We start from the raw sequence: 20,269 nt of genomic DNA on the forward strand, positions 1-20,269 counted from the left end.
AGGCACAAGAGGTTACCGCCTCGCCCGCAATGAATACGTTGGGCACCCATATTTCACCCCTGACCGCGAAGGCCGTGCTGGCCGCGGCCACTGTTGTACCTATGCACGCGGCAGCGGCAGAGGACGGCAATGCGGGTACCCGCATCGATGTGGCGAGCATGCTGACCATTCAGCCAAACGGCCTGCAGGTTGATGAAGGCCAGGTCGCTGAGCAACAGATCGGAGCTGTATCCGTCCGAGGCAACGAGGCAATCGAGGACTCCCGCTATCAAGCGATTGTAGAGAACTTCTTCGGTGAACCGCTAACCGAGGATGTGCTGGAACAGCTAACCGATGAGCTAGTGCAACTCGCTCGCGAAGAAGGGTACGAATATGCTCGCGCGCAGATCGATACGACCGCGGCCGAGCGCGGTATCCTATCTGTCAGCATTGACGAAGGCATCGTCGACGGCATCCGAATTGAAGGCAGCGACAACGCCATGGCCCGGCGGATGCTTGAGCGTCTTGTGGGTGGGCCGGTCAAAAAGCAGCAGCTCGAAACAGTGCTGCTCAAGGTCTCTGACATTCCCGGTCTGAAACTGCGCAGCGCACGTTTGGTGCGCGAGGATGCCAACCGCATTCTGGTGGTGCGGCTGACGGAAGATCACCAAAGCGGGCGCCTGTCCGCTGACAATTACGGGACCGAAAACTTCGGGCCAGTACGCATGCGTATGTCCACCCGGTTCAGCGAAAGGTTGAGCTCGGCTGATGAAATTCGTACAGCTGTTCGCATCAACCCGATTGAGCCCGACGAGCTACTGTTCTCCTCCGTATCATACCGGACTGTCCTATTAGACAACGGAACCTCGTTGCAGGTTTCCGGCTCTCTGGGCAGCACGGCCCCGGGTGAGGTCGAAGGCGGCGATATCACGGGGGAGACAGCCCGAGCGGCGCTCAGCCTTTCATCTCCGCTGCTCCGCACCAGGAAGGCCAGCGTTTGGGCCGATGTCGATGCGGCCTATATCGAGATCAAGCAGGACGACCTTGGAGCTCTTTTGCGCGATGACACGGTCGCGACTGCCTCAATCGGCATTCGCACTCGCTTCGCCCTGGCTGGTGGGGGCTACATCCGCACCGGAACTTCGCTTGAACGCGGCCTCGGTATTCTCGGAGCCACCCGTCTGGGCGATCCTGCTGCATCACGCAGCGATGGCGATGGCGTGTTCACCAAATTCCGCTTCAACATGGACGGCCGCATTCCGGTTGCCGACCAGTTTGATGCTTACTTCGCACTCGCTGGACAGCTGGCGGACCGTCCGTTGCTTGCCAGCGAAGAGCTGGGGCTCGGCGGCCCATATCGCGTGCGCGGCTATAACTTTGCCGAAGTTCTGGGCGATGAAGGCGTCTATGGCCTCGCCGAACTGCGCTACCGCGTCGATACGTCTGACTCGGCCATCAACTTCTTGCAGTTCTACTCATTCGTGGATGGCGGCTATGTCTCTGACATCGACCAGACGGGCGGCGAAGGCTCGCTGTTTTCGGCAGGCAGCGGGGTCCGTGGCCGCGTTGGCATTCTCGACTTCGAACTCGAAGGTGCATTCCCGCTCGGCGGCTCGGGTGAACGAACCGAAGGCAGCAGCCCACAGGTGAACGTGCGGGCCGGAGTGAACTTCTAACGCTTAGTCCTCATCGTCGTACTCAGTCTCGTCTTTCCAGACGCTGTAGGTCGATGGGATGACGGCTGGCAGTGAGATTCCCGCATCGCGCCGAGTCAACACGCTTTCGTGCACCGTCGCGCCCTCTTCAATCACCCGTTTTCGAGATCCCATCAATCGCCACAACCCGCGATAGGATTCTGTCTTGTCGCCGAGCGCATCAGGAGCGATGTAGCGGCTTCCCTTGCGCCTGCCATAGACGAGCGAATTAATGCTCTGCGTGCTGAAGTCGAGCCCGCATTCCTTAGCGCGGTTGATCATCCACACCAGCGGCACTTTGCACAGTGCACTGCCCGCCTCGGTATGGCCGCCACCGACATCGGCGTGAACACCTGCGAACCACACTTCCTCGACCTGTTGCGGCACGCCATTGCCGTTGTCGAACGGGTTGGCGTGATAGTCCTGACCCTTGGGCCAAGGCATCAGCGGAAAGCCGCGCCGAAGTTCTTCGATGGACGCGGCCTGCATCACGGTTTCAACGCTCGGATTGGTTGAGGTGTAGGCATGCTTTCGCAACCTCCAGCCAATTTCTGCCTTCTCGATCACTGACGATACAGTGTCGAACAGGCCAAGCATGCGGATTGCCGGGCGCTCGGGTCTCAGACTGCGCTCGAACAGCCGCATCTCCGCATAATCATCCTTGCTCGCGCCGGCATGCTCGCCGATCCGTTTGTAGGCGCGGTAGGCGTAGTCGACGAGATTGAGGTTGCGCGGTTCGACCAGACCAAGAGCATTGATGAAACCCGCCAGCACACGGGCGGAGTAGGCACCCCGACTGAACCCGAAGATGTATATCTTATCGCGGACCTTGATTTCCTCTTTGGTCACAGGATCTTCGCGATAGGTGACCTCGTAATTCTCGACCAGAAAGCGGTAGGCGTCCGTCACATTCCGATCTAAGCCCCACCCCGTGGCGAGGCCGTAGAGTTCGCCAATCTTGGACGCCTGTTTCGAAAACCAGCGTTCGGGCGAGAAAGTACCCACACCGGGTTCGTAATATACAAGCTGCTTTTCCGGCTTGCTTTTCTTCAGCACTCCGTAAAGCCGCAGCACATTTGTGCGTTTCTCGGAAATTTGATCTCGACGTGCCATCCATCAGGATGACGATGTTCTTTCCTTCGGTCCGTTCTGACATGCCACCTCCCCGCCTTAGCCAAGAGTAGCACAGAATTGGCCGGTGTCAGTTACCGTGTTCCTTGCGGGCGATTTCGTGCAGCCAATCAGCGTGACGCGGAGCTTTTTTGGTCTCGCTCCATTCATCCAGCATCATCGGTGCAACGCGCTTGAGTTCCGCATATTGCTCGTCTGTGCCGATATCGGCTGCGAGCTCGACGCGGTGACCGTTGGGGTCGAAGAAATAGATCGATTTGAAAATGCCGTGATGCGTTGGGCCGAGCACGTCGATGCCGAGCCCTTCGATATGCTCCTTCGCGCTCAGCAGTTCTTCTTCCGAGGAAACGCGGAACGCGAGATGCTGCACCCATTGCGGGGTGTTTTCATCGCGGCCCATGTCTGGCTGGTTGGGCAGTTCAAAGAAGGCGAGAATGTTACCGTTCCCTGCATCGAGGAAGACATGCATATACGGATCATAGGCGCCTGTTGAGGGCACGTGATCCTCGGCAAAGGCGGTGGTGTATTCCATGCCGAGCACGCGGCCGTACCACTCGATCGTTTCCTTCGCATCCTTGCAGCGATAGGCGGCATGGTGGACGCCGGCCAGGTTCGGAGCGTTCGTCATTGGGCAGGCTCGGCATCCAGAACACCGCGCGCGATCTGGTCACGCTCGATGCTCTCGAACAGCGCCTTGAAGTTGCCTTCACCAAAGCCGTCTTTGTAATCGCCGACACGCTGAATAAACTCGAAGAAGACCGGGCCAACGCGCGGTTCAGCGAAAATCTGGAGCAGCAGACGCGGCGATCCGCCTTCGGTCGTACCATCAAGAAGGATACCGCGCGTCTTGAGCGCCTCCTCGTCCTGACCGTGGCCGGGCAAGCGCTCCGACAACATCTGATAGTAGGTTTCGGGAGGCGCAGTCATAAACGGCACGTTGAGCGCCTTGAGGCGATCCCAGCACGCGACAAGATCATCGCAGATTAGCGCAATATGCTGGATGCCTTCTCCATTGTATTCGCGGAGATACTCCTCGATCTGGCCCTTGCCGTTCTCGCCCTCTTCATTCAGCGGAATGCGGATTTTGCCATCGGGTGCGGTCAGCGCCTTCGAGGTCAGGCCGGTATATTCACCCTTGATATCGAAGTAACGGATTTCCTGAAAGTTGAAGAGCTTCTCGTAGAAGTCGGCCCAATAGGCCATCCGCCCGCCATAGACATTGTGCGTAAGGTGATCGATCATCTGGAAGCCGACACCTTCGGGATAGGGATCAACATCCGGCAGATATTCGAAATCAATATCGTAGATCGTTAGGCCCTTGCCTTCATCACCCGCATAGCGATCCACCAGATAGATGATCGCGCCCCCGATACCGCGGATCGCAGGGATGCGCAGTTCCATCGGGCCAGGCTCATTGGTGACCGGCTCTGCGCCTTGCTCCATCAGGTGGTCGTATGCCTTTGCCGCGTCACGCACGCGGAACGCCATACCGCAGGCCGAGGGACCATGTTCGCGGGCGAAGTACCAAGCGGCGCTGCGCGGTTCGTAATTCGCGATCAGATTGATCCCGCCCTGACGCCAAAGATGCACGTCTTTGGAACGGTGCTTTGCCACCAGAGTGAAGCCCATTGATTCAAACACCGGCTCCAGCACGCCCTTTTCCGGCGCGCAGAACTCGACGAACTCAAAGCCGTCGAGGCCCGCGGGATTTTCGAAAAGGTCACCGGGGTGGATGGTCATTAGGTTTGTCTCACAATTGTCAAACTGGTTTCGTTTGAAACTAAATACGCGGAAATGCCCATTCTGTCAAAGTAGGGCTCTTCGCGCGACGCAAAGCGGGTGAATGTTGGTGTCACTTGTCCAACCAAGTTGCCTTCGCCGCCGCGCTCTATGTCTGATCGCGAGCTTGCGATGGCATAGAAAAGCGCGTGTAGGGAAGGCCCGTCACGGGGCCGCTGCACTTGAAGCCTAGTTGGAAACGCGCCCGATATTCAGCCCACGCTCGTCGCGCGTGATGCTCAGAGTAACGCCAAACGGTTCACCGCCTTCGAACAGTTCGCGCGTTTCATCATGCGTGCTGTCTGCGTTCCCAACCACGCGTTCGCCTTTGTCGTTGCGGCCCACAAACATAATCCGTGCTCCACGCTTCGACATAGAAATCGTGTATGTTTCGACGGTGCAGGCGTCGAAAGGCTCGGTTGAGTACGGCACCCGCTTTCGGGACATCGGCACAACCATATATCGGTCGTTCGCCGACCAATCCGCTGGCATTGTTGAATAGATGCCAGTCGCATATTTGCCCATGACGCCGCCGTTGGCACCCACAAGCGCAAATGAGCCGCGTTCACCGCGGACGCGCTGCACAGCCTCACAAATAGCATGGGTGGAGTAGTTATTTCCGGGCCCGCCGAAAAATGGCAATCCACCTGTCAGCGTCAATCCGCGCGGGTCATCAGGCTCGATCAACAGATGTTCGATCACGTTGAACACCGGGATTGCAAAGCAGCTATAAAAATCGAAAAATTGTATGTCGTCGGCGAATTTTCCAGATCGGCCCAGCGCGATGTCCAGCGACCGTTCCGCCGCTTCGCTGCGGTCTAGATGGGGACGCTGCATCGTCGGCAGCTCTTGAGCAGCCGAAACGGAATGGATGTGCACCCATTTGTTTTCCGGCACCCCCAACTCTTTCGCCTTCGCAACGCTTGCGATGATAATTGCCGCGCCTTGGTTCACCTGATCGCGGGCAACCGTCATCCGGGTGTATGGCTCTGCGATAATCCGGTTGCGCTCTGTTACCTGCGCAAGCTCTTCCGGCGTGCGCTCAATCGGCGCAGCGGCATGCGGGTTCTTTGCCGCGACTTTGGTGAACGGCGCGAACAGCTCACCGACTTCCCGTCGATAGTCCTCAAGCGACTGGCCTGTCCGTGAACGGCGTGCGTTCTCATTAATGGCATAGCCTTCGATGGGGCGCAGACCGAAATGCTCCAACACACCCGGCTCGGCATATCGTTCAAGACCGTAACCGCGATCCTCAAGTTGCCCACCGACTTCTTCTGTCCAGTCCGGCGTGTCATCCTGTCCCGCCAAAGCCCGAACGGTAGAGATCGCCTCTGATCCGGCCACCACAATCACGTCGCTTTCACCCAGTGCGATGTCGTTGGCCAGCTCGCCGACCATTTTTTGACTGCCCTGCCCTCCGGTCACCTCAAGGATAGCGCGACGCGGGTCTGCACCCACACGATTGCCAATTGAGCGCGGTGGATTGTCGGACTTGCCAAATGGCGCCATCGCATTGGGATACGAGATTTCGAACTGCCGGATGGCACAGATTGTATCGATTGCGCTCGGCAGATCGCCGGATGCATCCGCGTCGGCAACCGCCGAGGCGAGTGCGCGGCCAGCCAGGTCCATGTAGGACAGGGCCTCATAGCCCGGCTCGCCCACGCGCTCGGCATATTGCCCGACACCGATGATGACGGGCGTATTGTCAGCGATGCTCATGGGGATCAGTCGTCAAAACCGTCCACACGTTCAACGATGATTGCTGGGGCCATGCCCCCTGCTGCGCACATCGTGACAAGGCCGCGCTTTAGGTCACGGCGCTCCAGCTCATCCACAATGGTGCCGATCAGAATGGAACCAGTCGCGCCAATCGGGTGGCCCAATGCGATCGAGCCGCCATTGACGTTGACCTTGTCCCAATCGAGCCCAAGGTCGCGCACGAACTTCGCGGCGACCACGGCAAAAGCTTCGTTGATTTCGAACAGGTCGATATCGTCGAGGGTCAGGCCAGCCTTTTCGAGCACCTTCTTCGCGGCAGGCACCGGCGCGTTTAGCATCAGTGTGGGGTCATCGCCCATATTGGCCGTCGCGACGATGCGCGCACGCGGAGTTAGGCCGTGCTTCTTGGCGTAGTCTTTCGACGTAACCAGCACCGCTGCCGCGCCATCGACCACGCCGGACGAATTGCCCGCATGGTGGAAGTGCTGGATCTCGACGTCAGGATACTTCTGATTGATCAGCCCACGGAAAGTTGTGCCGTTCGCATCAAGCGGAACATCGGCGATTTTGGTGAAGGCTGGCTCCAACTGACCAAGTCCTTCCAGTGTGGTCTGCGGGCGCGGATACTCGTCCTTGTCGAGCACCACTGTGCCATCATCCAGCTTCACCGGAACAACCGATACATCAAAGCGCCCCTCTTGCATCGCCGCGGCGGCGCGCTGCTGCGAACGATAGCCGACTTCGTCGAGCTCCTCGCGGGTGAAGCCTTCGATGGTGGCAATTGCGTCGCCACAAATGCCCTGGTGTGATTGGGGGTGCACCTTCTGCAGACGCTCGTTGAAGCTGCCCATCATCGGCGGCTTGAGGCCTGCCTGCATCTTCTCTTTGGCCATTTGCGCGGTGAGGCTCATCATCTCGGTGCCGCCGGCAACGACACAATCTTCCATGCCGCTCATCACTTGCGCTGCGGCGAGGTTCACCGAAGTGATCCCGCCACCGCAGAAACGATCAAGCGTGGTACCGGACGAGGTGATGTCATAGCCCGCATCCAGCGCAGCCATACGGCCCAAGTCACCGGCCTGCATGCCGTCCTGCGTCGAAACAGACCAGATCACGTCATCCACAGTGCTGGTATCGAGACCATTGCGTTCCGCGATGGCCTTCATAACTGTCGCGGCAAGGTGCTGCGGGTGCTGCTCCGCCAGGGAGCCTTTGCCCTTCTTGCCAATGCCGCGCGGGGTGCGCACCGCGTCGATAATATATGCCTCGCCCATGGTTCTCTCTCCTGTTTGCCAGCCGATTCTTTCTCGACTCCGCGAAAATGCGGTTGACGCATCCGTAAACCGACTGCACCACTGGCACAACAATCAGTTTCGTTCCGAAACGGTATTCACATATGGAGAGAGATGTGACCGATACCCCCCAGAAACACAAGAAGTCCTGACTGAAGTTAAGGACGGTGTCCTGATCGTCACGATCAACCGTCCTGAGGCCAAGAACGCCATGACCAAGGCTGCGTCTGAAGCAATCGCGGCTGCCATGGATCGTCTCGACAGCGAAGACGAACTGCGTGTCGGCATTCTGACTGGGGCGGGCGGCACGTTCTGCTCCGGCATGGATCTCAAAGGTTTCCTGCGCGGTGAAAGCCCGTCGGTTGAAGGCCGCGGTTTTGGCGGTGTGGTGCAGGCTCCGCCAGCCAAGCCGCTTATCGCAGCGGTGGAAGGCTATGCTCTGGCCGGTGGTCTTGAACTGATGATCGCATGCGACCTCGTGGTCGCCAACAAAGACGCCAAGTTCGGCATCCCCGAAGTGAAACGCGGCCTTGTTGCTGCGGCTGGCGGCGTGATGATGCTGCCCGACCAGATCCCCGAGCGTGTTGCGATGGAGCTGGCGCTTACGGGTGACTTCATCGGCGCCGACCGGGCCTATCAGCTTGGTCTGATCAACACCGTGGCTGACGGCTCGGCGCTCGAAGGCGCGATGGCGCTGGCGGCGAAAATTGCGGCCAATGGCCCGCTCGCGGTCAAGGTTTCAAAGCAGATCGTCAAAGAATCGCGCGGCTGGGCTCTGGAAGATCGCTACACCAACCAAGGCAAGCTGATCGCGCCAGTCTTCATTTCGGAAGATGCCCGCGAAGGCGCCGCCGCCTTTGCTGAGAAGCGCGCTCCGAATTGGAAGGGCAAATAACCTACGAATCCCGTGCCTCCGAATGCGGGGCGCGACCGTAGCTTTGGGATTAGAGAAGAGAGGAACGCAATATGCCCGTCATTGACGTGCCAGAACCCGAATTCATGCAGGATGAAGAGATCTCGATCTTTGCGGACGCGGTTGGCAAATTCTATCAGCAACACGCACCGGAAAAGCGTGTGGAGAAGTGGCGTGAAGAAGGCCAGGTAGAGCGCGAATTCTGGAACGAGGCGGGCGCTGCGGGTCTGCTCGGCGTATCGGTGCCAGAGGAATATGGCGGCCATGGCGGCGACTTCCGTCACGACATCGTCGTGATCGACCAGCAGGCCAAGCACGGCGTTGATGGTTTTGCAGCCAGCCTGCACAACACGATTATTCTGCCCTACCTCGTGCGCCACGGCACCGAAGAGCAGAAGAAGAAGTATCTGCCCAAACTGGTGACCGGCGAGCTGGTCAGCGCGATTGCCATGACCGAGCCGGGCGTCGGCTCCGACCTTCAGTCGATCACAACGACCGCGCTGAAGGATGGGAACGGCTACCGCATCAACGGAGCCAAAACCTATATCTCCAATGGTCAGACCGCAGACTTCATCGTCGTCGTCGCCAAGACCGACCCGAATGAGCGCGCCAAAGGCATCTCGCTGATGCTGCTGGAGACTGAGGGCGCAGATGGGTTCCAGCGTGGCAAGAAGCTCGACAAGATCGGGCTGGATGCAGCCGACACGTCAGAGCTGTTCTTTGACAATGTGTTCGTGCCCGCAGAGAATGTGCTGGGCGGCAAAGAAGGCCAAGGCTTCTACCAGTTGATGGGTGAACTGGCGCAGGAACGTCTGGTGATCGCCATGGGTGCGGCCACCGGCATCGAGAAGGCGCTGGAGACCACGATCGAGTATGTGAAGTCGCGCAAAGCATTCGGTCAGACGATCTGGGACTTCCAGAACACGCAATTCGTCCTCGCAGATCTCAAGGCGCGCGGCACGGCGGCGCGGGTGTTTGTCAACGATTGCATCGGTAAGCTGCTCAAAGGCGAGCTTGACGTGGCGACCGCTGCGATGGCGAAGTATTGGGTAACCGAGCTGCAAGGTGAAGTCGTCGACAAGTGCCTGCAACTGCATGGCGGTGCGGGCTACATCAACGAATACCCGATCGCGAAAATGTACCGCGACAGCCGCATCACGCGGATCTTCGGTGGCTCGAACGAAGTCATGAAGATGCTGATCGCTAGAAGTATGTAGTTTCGAAGGCGCATCCGCGCCTTCGTCCTCGCTAGACGTCCTCCGCTTCGCTACGGACCCGCCGCGGGCGCGCAGTCGCGCTTGCGGGCCTGTGGCCCGTGCTCTGCGACCTGGAAGCGATATTGGACCGGTTCGACGCCGCAGGCGTCGCAAGGCCACGCGTCCGCCCCGCAGATGCGTGAGCGCAGCGAACAGTAGCACCGAGGATGATCGTCTGGATGGGCGATCTCAAAACAAAAAAGGCCGGCTCGCGGATGTCGCGAGCCGGCCTTCCTTTAGCCCTCTCCCCAAAGAGCGAAAGGTTCTTAGAACTCCGTACGGAGTGTGACGCCGTAGGTTGCTGGCTGCTGCGCGAAGGCAGAGCGTGCCAGGAAGCCCGGGCTGCCACGCAGCGTGGTGTTGAAGGTCACACCGCGGGTCACTTCATCAGTGATGTTGTTGCCCCAGACCTCAAGCGTCCAGCTCTTATCCTGAGCACCGATACCGGCACGCAGGTTGATCTTGGTGTTGCCGTCCTGAACATCAAACGGAAGCAGGATGGTGCCACCGCTGCCCGGGTTCGAAGCCTGTGTCGACGTACGACGGTCGCTCTCGGTGCGGATCTGACCATTGAGGAAGCCGGTCAGATAGGTGCCGAGATCACGCTCGTAGTTTGCGCCAACGATCGCGACGATTTGCGGTGCGTTGGTCAGCGTGTTGCCACACAGCTCCGTCACCTGCGCCGCCGTAATCGTTCCGGCACAATCATCCGGATAGCGTGCGTCGGTGTAGGTAAGGCCGAATTGGAAGGTCAGGTTGTCGTCCGGACGAACGAACGATTCCAGTTCGAATCCCGAGCTGATCGCTTCAGGTACGTTGAAGGTCTGGAACGCAGCCCCGGTAAACTCGAGGATCTGCAGGTTCTGGAACTCCTCAACAAACACAGCGAGGTTCGCGGTGATCGCATCATCGAGGAACTGCGCCTTCACACCAACTTCGTACGCATCAACTGTTTCCGAAAGGAAGGTCGGGTCAGCGCCGCCGATGGCCGCGGTGACATCAAGGTTGATACCACCCGCCTTATAACCGTGCGTGAAGCTCGCATACATCGAGACCGGATCGGCAAACTCGTAAGATATCTTGCCGGTGTAGATGAGCTCGTTGTCTGCGAATGTCGCCTGATATTGCTGTGGCAATGGCAGGGTTGCCGTACCGACCGCAGGGGCCGTAAAACCAAAGCAGCCCAAGCCAACGACCACTGGCACAGCGGTCGGCGGCACCAAGCCGGCATTCAGGTTCGCCAAACCTTGAAGACAAGCTGGGTTATTTGAGGCCAGCTGGGTGTAACCACCCGTCTTGGTTTCATCCGAGTACCGCAGGCCAAGGGTCAGCTTCAGCCCATCTGTGACTTCAAGCACATTGTGCGTGAAGATAGACCAGCTTTCCGCTTCTTGATTGTATTGGTTGGTTGCGGTCGTGCCCGCGGGATTAATACCCGTAAGCAGAGTAATTGGTGCAGGACCAAGAGCCCCGCCAGCAAAAGCGCCGTAGAGCAAATCAGTGTCCGCACCGAGCGAGAAGTCGGTCGTCGCCCGAATGTCCTCATCAGAATAGTAACCGCCGATAAGCCATTGCAGCTTGCCGTCCATGGCCTCACCCTGAATGCGCAGTTCGTGCGTCATAGTGGTGATTTCGGTCACGAGGTTGTCGACATCGAAGAAGTCGAGACCGCTGAAATCGGTGTCGTAGTTCTCAGCCGATTCAAAGTCGCGATACGAACCGATATAGATAAGGTCAGCATTGTCGCCGAGCGGGATCGAGATCTCGCCAGAGATACCCCACTGATCGACATCCGCCATCGGCACACGGTTGGCCGTGGTGGTCAGATCCGCGAGCGCGGCGCGAGCCGTTGTCGCATCTACTGGGTTGCTGGCAACAATTGGATGGCGGTTTCCGCCACGTGGATCACCTGAAAGTGCGCCGAATACACCGTTGATTTCCGACGGTGATGCAAGCAGCTCGATAGGTGAGCAGCACTGGTTCTCGTTCGCCGAGTAGTCGAAGATCAGACGGACTTTGAGGCCGCTCTCGCCTTCATACCCCAGCTGACCACGCAGCAGATACTGATCAATCGTGTTCGACTCGCCGATCTTCGTGCCTGTCGGATCAAGAATGTCGATGAAACCATCACGCTGGCGGTAAGCACCGGTGAAGCGCGCGGCGAGCGTGTCTTGAACAAGCGGCACGTTGATCGCGCCCTGAACGTTCAAGAGGTCATAATTGCCGTAAGTCGCGTTGGCGAAGCCGCCAAACTCGGTCACGTCCGGACGGTTTGTGGTGATGTTCAGAGCACCAGCAGACGTGTTACGACCGAAGAGAGTGCCCTGCGGACCACGCAGAACCTCGACCCGCTCAATGTCGACAAACTCGCTCAGTGCAACGCCGGGGCGCGACTGATACGCGCCATCGATGAAGATACCGACCGCGCTTTCAAAGCCGATGTTGTTCGAGGTGGTGCCGACACCGCGAATACGCAGCACGACGGAGCCGGACGCGATCTGCGCGCTCGATGTCGAGAAGCTTGGTGAAACCTGGGTGATATTTTGGACATCGACGACGCCCTGCTTGTCGAGCGCTTCCTGACCAACAGCGGTCACAGCGATGGGAACATCCTGGATATCCTCGGCGCGGCGGGTTGCCGTAACAAGGATCGTGTTGCCGCTTTCTTCCGGCGCTGCAAGTTCCTCAGTGTCTTGAGCAAAGGCAGGTGCGGTAAACGAACTGCAGGCCATCAGGCCGGCAGCGTAGGCTGCAAGCTTACGTGTCATAAATTTCCTCTCCACTTTGCCAGCCGACCTCTTGATCTGACTGACCTCTCCGGTCGCGCAGACTATCAGCGCGTTCGCCCCTAACAAGAGTCGTAAGCGCTTCTTTTACTTGTCGTAGCAAAAATGCAACATGGTGCGCTGCAGCGAACTTTCACTGCGTGGGGCAAGAGGAATAGCTAATTTTCTTACTGTGCCGTTAGCGAGCTTAGTAGCCGAGCCGCAATCCAACCCACAGTGTGCGCGGCACGCCAAGGTCGATGGCGCCGCGTGAATTGCGGGTCACGATGTCCTCGTCGAACAGGTTCTCCCCGCGAACAACCAGGTTCAAGCGGTCGAACAGCGGTGCCTCGGCAAACACGTCGAATGTCGTCGCAGCCCCCAATCGGTCGGTTTCCTGATCATCCTCAAATTGATCCGAGGTGTGACGCAGAGTGCCAGCGAGGAGCCAACGTGGCGCGGGTTGCCAAGCGAGCGTGGCCGAAGCGGCGAACTCGGGCGTTTGCGGCGGACGATTGCCATCCAGCGCCAAAGATGCGCCCTCACCTGCAATCGTCGCATCAGTGTAGGCCATGGTCGCATCAAAGCGGATCTGACCGATATTGATGTTGAGTGAGCTTTCGATCCCCTGCGCTTCGATCGCGGGCAGGTTCTGACGCTGGCGCAGATTGGGCTGAAGCGTGACATTGGCGATCGCGTTCTCGACGCGGTTGTCGAACGCCGTCACCCGGAACCACACATCGCGCACCGGATACCAATCGAGCCCGACTTCGTATCCTTCGAGCCGCTCGTTCTCCAACGCGGCGTTCGCCTGTGTGACCACGGGGAACACCACGAAGGGACGGTAAAGCTCGTTCAAGGTCGGCAACCGAATGCCGGTGTAAGCTGCCGCGCGCAGCTCGAGCCGGCGCGAAGCATAGATGCGCCCGCCCGCCCGCCAATTGACCGCCCAGTCAGAGCGGTCCGCGGCGATGGTTTCGCTTACCAGATTGCCACCCGCATCAACCGCGCGGAAGAAACCGTCATTGATGCTGGTGCGATCGGCGCGCAGGCCTGCGGTCACCAGAAGAGGGCCGATCTGCCAGTCATCCTCGACAAACAGGCCAAGATTGCTGGTGTTGCCCCCTGCACGGCGGCGTTCGCGCAGATTGCCCGTAAAGGCGCTGTAGGCCTCTTCCTGCAACTCTCCGTCGGCGCGGCGATAATCGACACCAAGGCGCAGCGTGTGCCCTTCACCGATGGGCGGACGAATTTCGAACTTCCCACCAATCCCGGTCGAAGGCGTGTTGCGCTGATCGAGCACGCGGACAAACCGCGTTGAGCTGATTACCACGTTGGAAAAGTTGCGCGCCTGAACATAGGCGAGCGCATCAAATTCCCACTCCCCGCGCCCGACAAATCGGATGCTCGCATCCTGACCTTCGCTGGTCGAATCCGCGCCTTCAAAACGCAGCGTTCGGGCGTCTTCAAACAAGCCGACGCGGGCCTGAAGTTCGACCGAATCATTCAGCGGAGCGACTGCGCGCACGCCGACATTCCAGCTGTCAAAGCCCGCGCGAGCTGTGGCAGGGACGCGCTGCGCTTCGGGAGTGGTGAAGAAGCCTTGCCCACGATCCCAGCGTCCAGTGACGACCGCGAAACCACTGCCGAGTTCCTGAGCCAAAGTGCCGCTGGCCTCGGTTTCTCCGCGATCATTGACTAGAACGCTGGCGTTGAATGGATTGATCAGTGTCGATGGACCAGCGCTTTCAAGCTCAATCGTTCCCGCCAATGCGCCCGAGCCGAATGGGCCCGACCCACCTCCGCGCGTGACGTTGATCGTGGAAAGGGTCTCGGGCGCGATGGCATTAAATGGGATGTAGCCGAAGAACGGGTCAGCTATCGGCACACCGTCGAGCAGCACCAATGCGCGGCTAGTCGCGTTGCCGCCCAGCGCGCGCAAAGTCGCCCCTTGCGCGCTTGGGTTGGAGGAACGGCTGTCAGATCGACGGAACTGCTGAAAGCCTGCGACATTGCGCAGCACATCTTCCAGCCGCCCCGAGCCGGTGGTGACGATCGCCTCGCGCTCGATCTGGTTGGTCGAATAGGCACCCACCGAAGCCGGAGTTTCCAGCCCCTGCCCTGTGACGATGATCTCGTCCGTGAAGGTTTCAAACTCTGGCCCTTCGTCTTGGGCGAAGGCTGGAGCGGTGGTGCAGATTGCCAAAGCGGAGACGGCGAGGCGGAACTTTTGAGGCTGGGGGATCTTCATAAATTGGGCGCGTAGCGGCTTGCGCGAGCAAAGTCAGTTTCAAAATGCAATCATGACTCGCTTTTGCGCGGCGTCTATGATTACATGAGTGTCAATAAGGGAAGAGAGAGACCTGATGTTAGCGACACCCCCCGATTTCGACGTCCTGATCGTTGGTGCAGGCATTTCCGGTATCGGCATGGCCGCGCATATGGAGATGAAGACCCCCGGTCACTCCTACGCCATCGTCGAGCGGCGCGAAAACTTGGGCGGAACATGGGACCTGTTCCGTTATCCCGGCATCCGGTCTGACAGCGACATGCACACGCTCGGCTTCGATTTCGAACCGTGGCGGCATGAAAAGAGCATCGCTGATGCGCCTTCGATCCTCGAATATCTTCACAAGATCGCCGATGATCGCGACATCAAGAAACACATCCGTTTCGGCCACAAGGTTATCTCGGCTGACTTTCGCGACGATGAAGCGCGCTGGCATGTAGAGATGGAAAAGGATGACGGTTCGCGCACTACGCTCACGGCCAACTTCCTCTACCTCGGATCGGGCTATTACGATTACGACGATCCCTATGACGCCGGCTTCGATTTCTCGGAGTACGAAGGCCAGGTGATCCACCCGCAATTCTGGCCGGAAGACCTGGACTACACGGGCAAGAAGGTCGTTGTGGTTGGCTCCGGTGCAACGGCGGTCACCATTGTGCCGTCGATGGCGGACAAGGCGGCGAAGGTCACCATGCTCCAGCGCACGCCGACATGGATGTTCGCACGCCCCGCAAAAGATGGCCTCGCGAACTTCCTACGCAAGATCCTGCCAGAAAAGCTCGCCTACAAGATCACCCGCTTCAAAAATATCCGGCTTCAGGATTACGCCTTCAAAACGGCACGCAAGAACCCGCAAAAGGTGAAAGACGCGCTGCACAAGCGGATCGGCAAGAGCCTAGGCCCCGACTATGACAAGGCAAGCTTCACCGCGCCTTATGATCCGTGGGACCAGCGCCTATGCCTCGTGCCCGATGATGACCTGTTCGAAGCTATGAATGCGGGCAAGGCCGAGGTGGTCACGGGCCATATCGACAAATTTGAAGCGGGCGGCGTTCGTCTGAAGTCTGGCGAACTGCTCGAAGCCGACATCATCATCACCGCCACCGGATTGAAGCTTGCCGTCGCGGGCAAGATCGCGGTGAGCCACAATAGCGAGGCGGTGCAGTTCAACGAGCGCTTCTATTACAAGGGCTGCATGTTCTCCAACCTGCCAAACCTCGCGGTGGTGTTCGGATATCTCAACGCCAGTTGGACGCTGCGCGCGGATGTGAACTCGGACTATGTGTGTCGCGTGCTCAACCACATGCGCGCCACCGGCAGCACTATCGCAAAGCCGGTAATGACGCCCGAGTTCGAAGCCAGCATCGAAGAAGACGACGTGTTCGATTTCTCCAGCGGTTATATCCAGCGCGGGAAAGACATCATGCCACGCAACGCGATGACGTTCCCGTGGCGCCTTAATCAGGAATACGTGCTCGACCGCAAGCAGATGGCCGAGGATCCAGTGGTGGATAGCTTCCTGACCTTCACCCGCGCCGGTGCGAACGCCCAAGCGGCGGACGAGCAGTTGGAAGCCGCTGAATAAATTAGCACTGTTCGATATGGCCAAGGCAGCGGCCTTCATTTAGACCGCTGCCTATGACCTCTTCCGAAAAGATCTGGACCGCTGGGCTTGTCGTCATTGGCGACGAAATCCTCTCCGGACGCACGCATGACAAGAATATCGCACAGGTTGCCTCGTGGCTTCAGGTGCAAGGCATTCGGCTGGCCGAAGTGCGGGTTGTCGCAGATGATGAAGACCGGATTATCGAGGCAGTGAACGCGCTGCGCGAAGCCAATGACTATCTCTTCACCACCGGCGGGATCGGCCCGACGCATGATGACATCACCGTTGATGCGGTTTCAAAGGCGTTGGGTGTGGATGTGATCATCCACCCTGAAGCGCGCGCTTTGCTGGAGCGGTATTATGCCGACAAAGGCGGCCTGAATGAAGGGCGTTTGCGCATGGCGCGCGTGCCCGATGGAGCTGACCTCATCCCCAACCGCATGTCTGGCGCGCCTGGCATCCGTCGGGGAAACGTGATCCTGATGGCGGGCGTGCCGCATATCGCGGCGGGTATGCTGGACGCGCTGACGGGTAAACTGGAAGGCGGCGCGCCGTTGATCTCCGAGACGATCGGGTGCTGGATCGCCGAAAGCGAAGTCGCGCATCTGCTGCGCGAGGTCGAGGGAGCGCATGAAGGCTGCCAGATCGGCTCCTACCCCTTCTTCCGCGAAGGCAAAGTCGGTGCGAATTTCGTGATCCGCTCGACCAACGCCGAAGACCTCAAATCCTGCGTCGACACCCTGACCGACGGGCTCGCCACCAACGGCTATGATTTCACGCCCGGCGGGATATAGATAAGCGTTTAGGGGGTCGACATAGTGGGCGGTATTCTACTCTTAGCATTGCTGATTTTTGGTCTGCCCTATGTGCTGATCGCGATGCTTTGGGGCCGCATTGGCAGGCTCGAAGACCGGCTTGAGCGAACACAGGAGTGGGCCAACAGCCTCGCGAACAGTCAGGCTCAGACGGCGAAGCCGGAGGTGTTCGCGCCCGCGCCTGAACCGGAAACAGAGCCAGAAGCCGAGAGTGAGCTCGAGCCTGAGCCAGAGCCAGCCGCCGAACCCGAACCCGAACCTGCGATCATCCCGGCAAAGCGCATTGAGCCGGTTTCCGTGCCCTACTCTGCCGCCTCGGACAGCGAGCCTGAAACGGCGACGATGGGTCCAGAAGCGCCCGAAGACGTGGAGTTCGAAACGGAGAATTCCTCACGGTTCCAATTCGATTTCGAAGACATATTCGGACGCAGGCTCCCCATTTGGGCGGGCGGCATCGCGCTGGCCATCGGCGGCATATTCCTTGTCCGCTACTCGATCGAAGCCGGGCTGATCACGCCGATGATCCGCGTGATCCTGAGCTTCGCCTTTGGCCTTGGCCTGATTGGAGCGGCGGAAGCGGCCTTCAGGTTTGAGCATAAGATTGAGGACGAACGCGTGCGACAAGCGCTGGCCGGCGCTGGCATCGCGACGTTGTTTGGCGCGTTCTATCTGGCGGGCACGAGCTACGGCCTGATCGGTGCGACGGCGGCCTTTGTCGGTCTTGCGGCCGTGGCGGCGGGAGCCATCGCGCTGTCCTTCCGTTTTGGCCTGCCTTGCGCTGTGCTGGGGCTGGTCGGCGGGTTTGCTGCGCCGTTGATGGTCGATAGCGACACCTCCAATGTGCCGCTGCTCGCGCTGTATCTTGCGCTGGTGACCGGTGGCCTGGCTTGGACAGGCGAGAAACAAGGCCACCGGTGGCTTGGCTATATCGCGCTTGGTGTGGGCCTAGGCTGGGGCGTTTTGCTGCAAGTGCTGGGTCTGGGATCGACCAGCGATTTGGCCGCGATGGGCATTTATCTGGTGATGCTCGGCAGCGCGCTTCCGGCGTTCCTTGCAACGCGTGGTGGTCCGAACGCTTTGCAGATTGCAGCCGCCGGAATTGCCACACTGCAAATGGGTGTGCTGGTCTCCAATGCCGGTTTTGCACCTTTGACGCTGGGGCTTTACCTGCTGATCGGGGCCGCACTCGCCACGCTTGGATGGCGGTTTGAGCGGCTGCGCGCAGGCTCTGGAATCGCGGCGTTCATTGGCCTGTGGCTGCTAGGGCTGTGGCCTGAACCATCGCCCGAATTCTACGCGCTGATCGCCACAGCCATGGCGGCGATCTTTGCCGGAGTGCCTCTGGCGCTTCAGTGGCTTGGCAAGGCGAGCCTGCTCGAACGTGCACAAATTGCCGCGGTCGCTGTGGGCATCAGCGCAACATCCTATCTCCAGATCGGCAGCTGGGAAGCGATCAGCGGGCCGTTGCCTCTCGCGGGTGCGATCGGATCGCTTGCGATACTGCCCCTCGCCGCTTTCGCTGCGCGCTGGCGCCAGACAAAGGCATTCGAACCGCGCGATGATCTGGCGTTGCTGGGAAGCGGTCATGCTTTGCTGTTCTTTGCTGCGCTGATGGTCGTACCCCTATGGACTGCCCCACTCATTGCCGCCGCGCTGGCCTTGGCAATGCTGAGCCTGTTCTGGCAGCGCGAAGACGCCGTGCTGGCGATCGCTGGAAGAAGCGCGATCGCGGTCACACTCATAGCCTTGATGGCGACGCCCTGCTTTCAGACCGAGGCACCGCGTCTTGGGGGAGAGGGCAACACCGCTCCCGACATCCTTGCCGCGCTGCGCTGGGTCGCGGCGAGCCTTCCATTGCTTGCAATCGGAGCCTTTCGACTTGCGGTCTCGCCGCGTGCACTTGCCGATGGGCTAGCCGCAGCCTTGATCTATGGTGCGGTGGCTCAACTGGCACCGTGGCAGCCGCTTGCATGGATCGCAGCGCTCGTCGCTTTGGCCATTTCGACTTTGCGTGAGGAATGCTGGGGCGCTTGGGGGACATCACTGGCCATTGCGGGTGCATGGGCGATGCTGCCCATCGGGCTATGGATCTCATCGGGTGTCGCGGCTTTCGCCGGTCAGCCGTTCTTCGCCAGCGATGCGATCACGCCGATGGATCTCGCATTGCGGATAGCGCCATTTGCGCTGGTCGCTCTCGCTATCTCCATGCGTGCAAAGGCGCTGCCATCGCTGGTTCCCATGGGAATGATTGCAGCCGCTTCGGGCTTTGGAGTGGTAGCGCTGCACAGTCTCTACAAGCAAGCGTGGCAGATTGACTCTGTGCTGCGCTTCGAATGGTACGGTATGGCAGAGCGAACGATCTGGCAGGCCGGACTTCTCGGCGCGGCCATTGCAATCGACCGGGTGGTCAAATCCGGGATGGCCAAGCCAATTCGGCTTGCACTTATCGGAGCGAGTTTGTTGCATTTCACCTGGTTCACGCTGATCCTGCACAACCCGCTCCACGCTGTTCAACATGTTGGGCCGACACCGTTCGCAAACTGGCTGCCTGCAGCCTACGGGCTTGCGATTGCCGCCCTAGTCCTCTTGCGGGACGATCTTGCCGCGCTTCACCTACGCGCGCGTCAGGCGGTGGATGTGGCGGTGATGGTGCTCATCACACTGCTCGCGGTTTCGCTGTTGCGACAGATTTTCGGGGGATCGGTCCTCACCAGCGGTTCGATCGGAGCAACCGAAAGCCTGTTGCTCTCCCTCCTGGGTATCGCTCTGGCGCTGGGTTTCCTGTGGTGGGGATCGCTGCGTCAAGAGCGCGTCTGGCGCATTGGCTCACTTGTCCTGATGCTTGGCGCGGTGCTCAAGGTGTTCTTGATCGATGCGGCGGGACTTTCGGGCCTCCTGCGCATCGCCAGCTTCATGGCATTGGGCTTCAGCCTGATTGGCATTGGTTGGGTCTATTCACGGCAACTCAGGAATCGTGTTCCAGACAGCCAAGCAACAGAGGGCGAGACAACGCTGTCTTAACCAATG

13 protein-coding genes are annotated in these 20,269 nt (G+C 59.4%); 6 read left to right on the top strand and 7 right to left on the bottom strand.

Annotated features, from left to right (window positions below; translation table 11 throughout):
- Positions 1 to 29: 29 nt before the first annotated feature.
- On the top strand, positions 30 to 1,655 hold the full coding sequence (locus AC0V6K_RS04870) for a ShlB/FhaC/HecB family hemolysin secretion/activation protein (protein ID WP_472625277.1): 1,626 nt from the start codon (positions 30 to 32) through the stop codon (positions 1,653 to 1,655).
- 3 nt (positions 1,656 to 1,658) lie between these two features.
- On the opposite strand, the gene AC0V6K_RS04875 is transcribed toward AC0V6K_RS04870, so the two are convergent.
- From AC0V6K_RS04875 to AC0V6K_RS04895, 5 genes are all read right to left on the bottom strand, one after another.
- Entirely contained in the window at positions 1,659 to 2,786 is a 1,128-nt protein-coding gene (locus tag AC0V6K_RS04875; RefSeq protein ID WP_472625278.1) for a DUF2235 domain-containing protein, read from the bottom strand.
- An 88-nt stretch (positions 2,787 to 2,874) separates the two neighbouring features.
- Entirely contained in the window at positions 2,875 to 3,432 is a 558-nt protein-coding gene (locus AC0V6K_RS04880; RefSeq protein WP_472625279.1) for a VOC family protein, read from the bottom strand.
- Positions 3,429 to 4,544 carry a 4-hydroxyphenylpyruvate dioxygenase gene (gene hppD / locus AC0V6K_RS04885; RefSeq protein ID WP_472625280.1) on the bottom strand — a complete coding sequence of 372 codons (1,116 nt, stop codon included), beginning with the start codon at positions 4,542 to 4,544 and terminating at the stop codon, positions 3,429 to 3,431. The genes AC0V6K_RS04880 and hppD overlap by 4 nt, the downstream gene beginning before the upstream one ends.
- Before the next feature lie 228 nt (positions 4,545 to 4,772).
- Positions 4,773 to 6,305 carry an acetyl-CoA acetyltransferase gene (locus tag AC0V6K_RS04890; protein WP_472625281.1) on the bottom strand — a complete coding sequence of 511 codons (1,533 nt, stop codon included), beginning with the start codon at positions 6,303 to 6,305 and terminating at the stop codon, positions 4,773 to 4,775.
- A gap of 5 nt (positions 6,306 to 6,310) precedes the next feature.
- The gene (locus AC0V6K_RS04895; protein ID WP_472625282.1) at positions 6,311 to 7,579 is read right to left on the bottom strand and encodes an acetyl-CoA C-acetyltransferase; all 1,269 of its coding nucleotides are present in this window, start codon (positions 7,577 to 7,579) and stop codon (positions 6,311 to 6,313) included.
- 166 nt (positions 7,580 to 7,745) lie between these two features.
- On the opposite strand from AC0V6K_RS04895, the gene AC0V6K_RS04900 reads away from it, so the two are divergent.
- Positions 7,746 to 8,492: a crotonase/enoyl-CoA hydratase family protein gene (locus AC0V6K_RS04900; protein WP_486172686.1), complete on the top strand. Its 747-nt coding sequence runs from the start codon at positions 7,746 to 7,748 to the stop codon at positions 8,490 to 8,492.
- Positions 8,493 to 8,563: 71 nt separating this feature from the next.
- Positions 8,564 to 9,727 (top strand): acyl-CoA dehydrogenase family protein, encoded by a 1,164-nt coding sequence (locus AC0V6K_RS04905; protein WP_472625284.1) that lies wholly within the window; start codon positions 8,564 to 8,566, stop codon positions 9,725 to 9,727.
- Positions 9,728 to 10,032: 305 nt separating this feature from the next.
- Here the strand turns inward: AC0V6K_RS04905 and AC0V6K_RS04910 are convergent, their stop codons facing one another.
- Positions 10,033 to 12,534 (bottom strand): TonB-dependent receptor, encoded by a 2,502-nt coding sequence (locus AC0V6K_RS04910; RefSeq protein ID WP_472625285.1) that lies wholly within the window; start codon positions 12,532 to 12,534, stop codon positions 10,033 to 10,035.
- Positions 12,535 to 12,739: 205 nt separating this feature from the next.
- Complete coding sequence (locus AC0V6K_RS04915) at positions 12,740 to 14,782, bottom strand: TonB-dependent receptor (RefSeq protein ID WP_472625286.1); 2,043 nt, start codon at positions 14,780 to 14,782, stop codon at positions 12,740 to 12,742.
- A 115-nt stretch (positions 14,783 to 14,897) separates the two neighbouring features.
- Between AC0V6K_RS04915 and AC0V6K_RS04920 the strand changes: the two genes are divergently transcribed.
- The 3 genes from AC0V6K_RS04920 to AC0V6K_RS04930 are packed head-to-tail and all read left to right on the top strand — an operon-like array spanning position 14,898 to position 20,263.
- Complete coding sequence (locus AC0V6K_RS04920) at positions 14,898 to 16,406, top strand: flavin-containing monooxygenase (protein ID WP_472625287.1); 1,509 nt, start codon at positions 14,898 to 14,900, stop codon at positions 16,404 to 16,406.
- Between the two features lie 53 nt (positions 16,407 to 16,459).
- Positions 16,460 to 17,221 carry a competence/damage-inducible protein A gene (locus AC0V6K_RS04925; protein WP_472625288.1) on the top strand — a complete coding sequence of 254 codons (762 nt, stop codon included), beginning with the start codon at positions 16,460 to 16,462 and terminating at the stop codon, positions 17,219 to 17,221.
- 24 nt (positions 17,222 to 17,245) lie between these two features.
- Positions 17,246 to 20,263 carry a DUF2339 domain-containing protein gene (locus AC0V6K_RS04930; protein WP_486172568.1) on the top strand — a complete coding sequence of 1,006 codons (3,018 nt, stop codon included), beginning with the start codon at positions 17,246 to 17,248 and terminating at the stop codon, positions 20,261 to 20,263.
- Positions 20,264 to 20,269: the final 6 nt, after the last annotated feature.

The organism is Erythrobacter sp. S43, assembly GCF_057364955.1.